The organism is Clostridium sp. UBA3061 (assembly GCF_002367465.1).
Classification (GTDB): Bacteria; Bacillota; Clostridia; order Clostridiales; family Clostridiaceae; genus Clostridium_J; species Clostridium_J sulfidigenes.
In genome coordinates this window covers 1-7622 of sequence record NZ_DFCF01000016.1, presented here as the reverse complement: position 1 = coordinate 7622, position 7622 = coordinate 1, and the positions used below count along the sequence as shown (strand labels likewise).

Sequence of the window (7622 nt, the reverse complement as noted above, 5' to 3'; positions counted from 1 at the left end):
AACCAACTCGACCATCTCTCCATTTCCTACAAGGGTTATTCTATCAAGAAATAGCCCTTGTGTCAATATTTTTTTGAAAAACTTTTATATAAATTCTAAATTTTTTTTATCTAGTTATCTTTTCACACCCCATATATGTTCTTAATACCTCTGGTACTGTAACACTACCATCTTCATTTTGATAATTCTCAAGAACTGCAGCTAAAGCTCTTCCTATAGCAACCCCTGAACCATTTACTGTATGAACAAATTTAGGTTTAGCTTTTGGATCATCTTTATATTTTATATTAGCACGTCTTGCTTGGAAATCTTCAAAGTTGCTACAGCTTGATATTTCTACATACTTATTATAACTTGGCATCCAAACCTCAATATCATATTTTAAAGCAGCAGTAAACCCTAAATCTCCTCTGCATATTTTTACAATCCTATATGGAAGTCCTAATCCTTGTAACACACTTTCTGCATCTTGAACTAATTTATTAAGTTCATCATATGATTCTTCTTCTTTTGTAAATTTAACTAATTCTACTTTATTAAACTGGTGCTGCCTAATTAATCCTCTAGTATCTCTTCCAGCAGATCCAGCTTCTGACCTAAAGCATGCACTATATGCTGCATATTTTATCGGAAGTTTATCTCCTTCAAGGATTTCATCTCTGTAAATATTAGTTACAGGTACTTCTGCTGTAGGTATTAAAAAATAATCTGTATCACTAACTTTAAAGGCATCTTCTTCAAACTTAGGTAACTGACCTGTTCCAGTCATGCTATTTCTATTTACCATATATGGGGGAAGTATTTCATCATATCCATTTCTACCAGTGTGAGTATCTAAAAAATAATTTATTAATGATCTTTCTAATCTTGCTCCAAGTCCCTTATAAACAGTAAATCTAGACCCTGTAATTTTTCCAGCTCTTTCAAAATCCAATAAATTGTTTTCTGTACCTATAGTCCAGTGTTCTTTAGGATTAAAATCAAACTTTCTTATCTCTCCCCACTTTTTAATTTCAACATTATCCTCATCATCACTACCATTTGGAACTGAATCATGAGGTATATTAGGTATCCTCATCATTATATATTCTATTCTTTGATCTATTTCATTTAAGTCCACATCATAGTTTTTTATTGTATCTGAAAGTTGTTTCATTTCCTTCATAGTTTCTGATACATCTATACCTTGTTTTTTTAACTTAGGAATTTCTGCAGAAGTTTTATTTCTTTTATTTTTTAATTCTTCTACTTCTATTAATATATTACGTCTCTTTTGGTCAAGCTCTACAACTTCATCTATAAGCGATAAATCAAAACTCTCTCCTCTATTTTCCATTTTAACTTTAATTTCATCTGGATTATTTCTTATTTTCTTTAAGTCTATCATTGTTATTCCTCCTACCCTTTTCTTATAAATATATTTTGATATAAATAAAAAGCCTTCCACCCCACCTAAGGGACGAAAGACTCCGTGTTACCACCCTAATTGAATAAAATTAATTATTCCACTCGCAAATTTAACGACAAACTTAATGCCGTACTGCTCATCACAGTCCCTCAGAGGCGGATTCGTAATAATATATATATCAGTTTACACCAAACACTGACTCTCTTACATATATAATTAGTACTACTATTCTCTTCAACGGTTTATAATTTATTTCATTAAATATATGTCTATATTATTCCCTAACATATTTTTTGTCAATATTAATATTAATTTTTGTAGGCATATTTAGTACATACTATATCTACACCTGTATTAAGTATATTCTTACATATAACATCTCCTTCTGATGTCTGTGGTCCTACATATATTCTACTTAGACACTTAGAGCATTCAAGCCATAAACTTTTATCTATAGGTTCGCTACTCTTTACTGAAACTACCCTACGCTCTGCAGATCCTTTTACTCTCACTATAGTTGTTAATATATCCTTATCCTTCACTTTTTATTACCTCACATTTCATCAAATTCTTTTATTCTTGATAATAAAATGGTTGAATCCTTTGAATTATTAACCACTTCTGTAACTCTTTTATCCATTTCTCTTGCCAAAATTTCAATTATTTTATCCTTGCAGTAACACCCATCACAACTTCCAAATCCCGCTCCTGTTCTCCTTTTTACCCCGGTTACTGTTCTAGCTCCTAAAGGTCTTCTAATAGAGTCTACAATCTCACCTTCGCTAACTTTTTCACACTGACATATAATACGTCCATACTTACTGTCTAATTTAATAATTTTATTTCTTTCTTCATTTGATAGATTTTTAAATCTAAAATATTCTCTTCTCTTATCATTAAAATCCTTTTTAAATTTACAATTTAACTTTTCAACTACTATTTTTGATATGTTCAAAGCTAAATATGGTGTTATTGTAACCTTAGCATAATGATTAACCTTAATATTTATATATCCACTATTAATAATATCATCTTGTATAATAATAGGTTCATCAAAAAGGCGCCAATCTCTTACTACTTTTATATCATTTTCACTAATTTCTTTAGTAAGGGGTTTTATCTTTTCAATAACTTTATCATAGTGAACATTTTTATAGTTACTATAAGCCCCTATTGTTTCATTGTTAATTGTAGGTCTTATATATATTCTTTCATTTTCTCTTACATCAAAAATTATGTTAGAATATAACTTTTCATAAGGCTTATCAATAACCACATATTTCATATATTTCCCTTTATCATCTTCTTTATTATTCTCATTAACTAATTGTAGATTTTTATCTTTAGTTGTATCAATAACTATCTTACAAGTAAATTTATTTTTACTTGTTTTTATCTTGAATCCTTTATTTATACTATTTATAGATTCAACCTCTTCTTGTAATCTAAAGTTAACTCCATTATCAAAAGCAATTTCACCATAAGCTAAAGCTAAATCATATGAGCTTATTACTCCTGTATTAGGTATATATATTGATTTTATTATATTTCCTTCTATATTAGGTTCATACTCCAATATTTCTTTTCCTATAAGAAGTTTTACATCATCTATTTTTTTTGCTTTAGCTCTTTCATACATTTTATCAATACTTATAGCCTGAATTTCATTTCTTGCTATATATAAGGTTCCACACCTATTATATGGAACTTTAAATCTTAATGCATACTCCTCCATTAATAAATTGCCTTTTCTAATTAGCTTAGATGATAATTCATCCTCACATTCTAGTCCATCATATATTGTTGCTGTGTTTATAGAAGGTGTATCATTACATATATCATAATCTTTTTCTATAACTGCAATATTAAGGTTATATTTTGACAATTCATAAGCTATAGCACAACCTATAATTCCTCCACCTAATATCAATACATCATAATCCATAATTTCCTCCACCTATGCATGTTATTACTACTTTATATAAATTATTCTAGCCACTCTATCTTCCATTTTACTACGAAAGCTCTAGAGCAGCTAGTCATGTTATTTATATAAATTTATTTTGATAATTCGTCAATTAATTTTCCTATTTGATTTATATACTCACCATACTTTGCCCAGTCTCCATTTTTTTGAGATTCAATAGCATTTGTATATGCTTCTTTTAATTTTCCTAAATAATCGGAATTTAAATTTCCTTCTTGTTTATTATTTTCTATACCTTCATTATTAGAGTTATTGTTATTTCCCTCAGCCTCTAGATTAAACATCTTAGTAATAGCAGTTCCTATATCTTTTTCAAGTATTAGTTTATCTCCGTAACCAACTATGACATTTTTCATTTCAGGTATGCTATTTTCACCAGAAGCTCTCAAATAAAGAGGTTCTACATATAACAAGGAGTTTCCTATTGGTATTATTAAAACTTCTCCAAATTGAACCTGAGAACCCTTAGTGTCCCAAAGTGATAATTGTTTAGATATTTCTGGATCCTGGTTTATTTTTTGTTTAAATAACATTGGGCTATATATTGTTCCTCCAGTTGGAAATTTATATAAAAACATTTTTCCATAATTATCTCCATCCATTCTAACACCAAACATACCTACCATATTATCTCTATCTTTTGTATTAAAATACTCTAAAATAACCATCTCTTCTTTATCTTCTCCAGCTAATTTAGTAGTAACATATGAAGCTTCGGATTTTACTTCATCACCTTCAATTGTAGCTACATCACTAGCTATAGACCATATATCATCTCCATTGTAGAAAACTCCAGGATCTGAAACATGGTACTTAGACAACATTTCACTCTGAATTGCAAATAAATCTTGAGGATATTTAAAGTGAGCTTTAATTTCATCTGGTAAAGTACTTAAGTCTGTAAATAGCTTAGGAAATATCTTAGCATAGGTTGCAACTATAGGATCTGTATTATCTGTTATATAAAACTTTGTTGTTCCATCATATGCATCAATTATAACTTTAACTGAATTTCTAATATAATTTATATCTCCCATAGGTTGTGAAAATGGGAACTTGTCGCTTACAGTATATGCATCTATAATCCAATAAAGCCTATCATTGTTTATAACTACATATGGGTCTTCATCATATCTTAAAAAAGGTGCAACTTTATTAACTCTTTCTACTATATTTCTATGAAGTAGAATTTTACTATCACTAGTTATATCTTGGGATAATAAAAATTTACTATTTTGTTCTTTAATAGCAAATATAATTCTGTTTAGATAACTCATGGATATACCAGCATTACCGTCATAATTATTAGTAGCATTTTCCCCACCTATTGGATAATCAATTTCTCCAAGCTTTGTATTTACTATACTATAATCATTAGTGTTCTCACCAAAATATATCCTTGGATTCTCTAATGAAATATCCGTTTCATTTTCAATAGGTATATTGCTCATAATAAAATCAGGTTGTCCTTCACTTGTTACCGAGTTAACCTTACTCATAACAACCCCATATCCATGGGTATACGATAAATGTCTATTTTGCCAAGTAATAGAATTTTCATCTAACTTTTCAAAATCAATTTCTCTCGGTGCTATAAATACTTGATTATAGTTTCCATTAATATTATATCTATCAATATCTATATCATTAAACTTATAATAATATCTTATATATTGAAATTGATTATAAAATTCTAAAGCAGGTCGATATGCATTAACCTTAATATTTTCAATTATATCTTTATTTTGTTTTATACCTGTAGCATCTAAATCATTCTTTATTTCAAAATTATTTTCATCTATTTCATCAATGTTATAAGCCATATTAGTATACTCAATATTCTTGGATATATAAGGTTTTTCCAATGTTTTTTCATTGGAGTTAACAATAAATTGTTGAACAACTCCTGCTGCAACACTTTCCCCAATCATCAGTACAAATACTACTATTACTGAAAATATTATTGGTTTAACTTTTTTAAACAATATACTTAAGAATATTAATACAGCAAAAATAATTGAAACTATGGAAATCACTTTATAAAATTTTAAAGATACGTTTACATCTGTATAACTTGCTCCAAAAACTATACCCCTAGGAGAATATGCTAAGTTCCATCCTTTTATCATATATCCTAAAGATATAACTAACATAAGTAATGCAGCTATCACTGCAAGTTGTTTTCCTGCAAAACTTGTTATACCACTAGTCATAGATTTAAAATTTACAACCTTATCTGATCTATCAAAGTGATTATTAATCTTATCCTTAACATTTAAAATAATATAAATTATAAAAGTAGCTATTACAAGTAAAACTAATAATGAAATCATACTACTATATAAAGATTGTATTAAGGGTAACTTAAATGTAAAAAATGATATATCCTTATCAAATATAGGATCATTAACATTAAACTTTGTAGAGTTGGTAAATTCTAATATTTTGTACCAATATATATTTGCAAAACTAAAAGAAAAGAATAAAGATATAATAAAATTTATTCCTAAAAAGATTTTAAACCTTTTTTTCTCTTTAACTTTATCAATTTCTACTATCTCTTTTAACTTTCTAATATTAGGTATTAAACTTTTATAATATAATGTTATTCCAATAAATATTACTAAAAATGTGGGAACCATTAGTTTCATTATAGATAATAACTTAGTAAAATATATAGAAATATATCCCAATTCACTGAACCATTGATAGTCAACTATTATATTTATTCCAGCAACAGTGAAAAGTAATATAATTATTATGATAGAAACTATACTCCCCATAGCTTTCTTCTTCAAAATATTTACACCCCTTTTTATAATTCTTTAATCAAAAATCCTTTTTTATTTAATTCCTCTACTATATTTGATAAAACTCTATCATTTTCACATATTATTGTATGAAGATGAACTCCATTTGTTAATGCGCTTAAAGGTTCAGCTTCATACTGCTTAAAATTACTATAAAAATTTTCAATATCCATCATATTTTTAAGCATAAGCATAGCTCTTATTTCTCCATAAAGAGGATGTTCAACTATTACATCTTCTACAATTGCACCATATTTAACAATAGTCTCAAGTTCATTTTTTACTTCTTCCCTTCCATGATTAACAGCTATAACTTTCTTTATGCTATTGATATTTTCCTTTAAAGCCATATATCCTTTCGGCGTAGATATTATATCTACCCCTTCAGCTCTTATAATAGCTATATCCTTAACTATAATTTGACGAGTAACTTCAAACATTTCTGCTAATATCTGACCTTTTACAGGTTCTTGAGATTGTATTAATAGATTCTTTATTTTTTCTCTTCTCTTTGCGCTTGTCATAATCCCCTCCATGTATAAACATATATTATTTAAATAATAGTATATCATATACCCATGTATATTATTGTATTTTTTCTTTCATTATTAAATATTTATTTACTTATATTAATTATATGTATTAATTTCTATCATCATACTTTCGTAAAATATCTAGCCATTTATTTTGTATTTTATAATTATGATGATTTCTTATAATATTCAAAAATTCTTTATCATATCCTTTTTCTTTTAAAATTTTATAACCTTCTTCTCCATGATTATAGAATATATATATCTTAGAATTTCTATCACTATATTTTTTTATTTTTGTTTTTGTAATGTTATTTAATAAGACTAAAATAGATTTATCTATTACATTTAGAGGAGTATTAATTTTACCGACATCATGTAATATAGCTGATTTTACAATTTCTTTATGATTAAGATTATTCTTTTTAATTTCTTCTTCAGATTCATTTGTATATATATCTCTAGCTACATTAACTGAATGTTTCAAATCATAAACCGGGAGTTTATACAGTAATTTTTTTTCATTCTCATCTAAATAATTATTAATAAACTCCATATCTTTTTTAGTTATTTTTGCAAATACACAATTAATAAATTGTTTAACTCTATTCATACTAATTACACCATCTTTGCAATGAATTTTTTTAATTACTTTACATTATTATATACTTAATTAAAACAATAATATAATAGTTAATTAAGTAATATAAATATAAAAAAAAAGCAATCTATTTAGATTGCTTTTGGTGGAGATAAAGGGATTCGAACCCTTGACCCCCTGCGTGCAAGGCAGGTGCTCTCCCAGCTGAGCTATACCCCCACATCTGGAATCATTCTTTCGGTTCAAACCGTTGGGAGCGGTTTGGTGGAGCTAAGCGGGATCG

Annotated in this window: 6 protein-coding genes, 1 tRNA gene and 1 other annotated feature; all 7 genes read right to left on the bottom strand. The window is 27.5% G+C overall.

Annotated features, from left to right (window positions below; all coding sequences use genetic code 11):
* Positions 1-106 precede the first annotated feature (106 nt).
* A complete protein-coding gene (gene serS, locus B2P65_RS15335; RefSeq protein WP_346880467.1) occupies positions 107-1387 on the bottom strand; it encodes a serine--tRNA ligase in 1281 nt (426 codons plus the stop codon).
* A gap of 65 nt (positions 1388-1452) precedes the next feature.
* Positions 1453-1655, bottom strand: a binding site (T-box leader).
* 61 nt (positions 1656-1716) lie between these two features.
* Positions 1717-1950 (bottom strand): DUF1667 domain-containing protein, encoded by a 234-nt coding sequence (locus tag B2P65_RS15330; RefSeq protein WP_035135636.1) that lies wholly within the window; start codon positions 1948-1950, stop codon positions 1717-1719.
* Positions 1951-1961: 11 nt separating this feature from the next.
* The gene (locus tag B2P65_RS15325) at positions 1962-3353 is read right to left on the bottom strand and encodes an FAD-dependent oxidoreductase (protein WP_346880466.1); all 1392 of its coding nucleotides are present in this window, start codon (positions 3351-3353) and stop codon (positions 1962-1964) included.
* Between the two features lie 113 nt (positions 3354-3466).
* A complete protein-coding gene (locus tag B2P65_RS15320) occupies positions 3467-6193 on the bottom strand; it encodes a UPF0182 family protein (RefSeq protein ID WP_346849267.1) in 2727 nt (908 codons plus the stop codon).
* Positions 6194-6210: 17 nt separating this feature from the next.
* Positions 6211-6729: a 3H domain-containing protein gene (locus B2P65_RS15315; protein ID WP_150843600.1), complete on the bottom strand. Its 519-nt coding sequence runs from the start codon at positions 6727-6729 to the stop codon at positions 6211-6213.
* A gap of 118 nt (positions 6730-6847) precedes the next feature.
* Positions 6848-7351, bottom strand: a complete 504-nt coding sequence (locus tag B2P65_RS15310) for an HDIG domain-containing metalloprotein (protein WP_346849268.1) — start codon at positions 7349-7351, stop codon at positions 6848-6850.
* Between the two features lie 131 nt (positions 7352-7482).
* Positions 7483-7558: transfer RNA gene (locus B2P65_RS15305), tRNA-Ala, on the bottom strand.
* Positions 7559-7622 lie beyond the last annotated feature (64 nt).

Excerpts from the sequence above, each read along its gene's own strand:
- serS (WP_346880467.1), bottom strand. The coding sequence starts at position 1,387 with ATGATAGACTTAAAGAAAATAAGAAATAATCCAGATGAAATTAAAGTT.
- B2P65_RS15315 (WP_150843600.1), bottom strand. The coding sequence starts at position 6,729 with ATGACAAGCGCAAAGAGAAGAGAAAAAATAAAGAATCTATTAATACAA.
- B2P65_RS15310 (WP_346849268.1), bottom strand. The coding sequence starts at position 7,351 with ATGAATAGAGTTAAACAATTTATTAATTGTGTATTTGCAAAAATAACT.
- B2P65_RS15325 (WP_346880466.1), bottom strand. The coding sequence starts at position 3,353 with ATGGATTATGATGTATTGATATTAGGTGGAGGAATTATAGGTTGTGCT.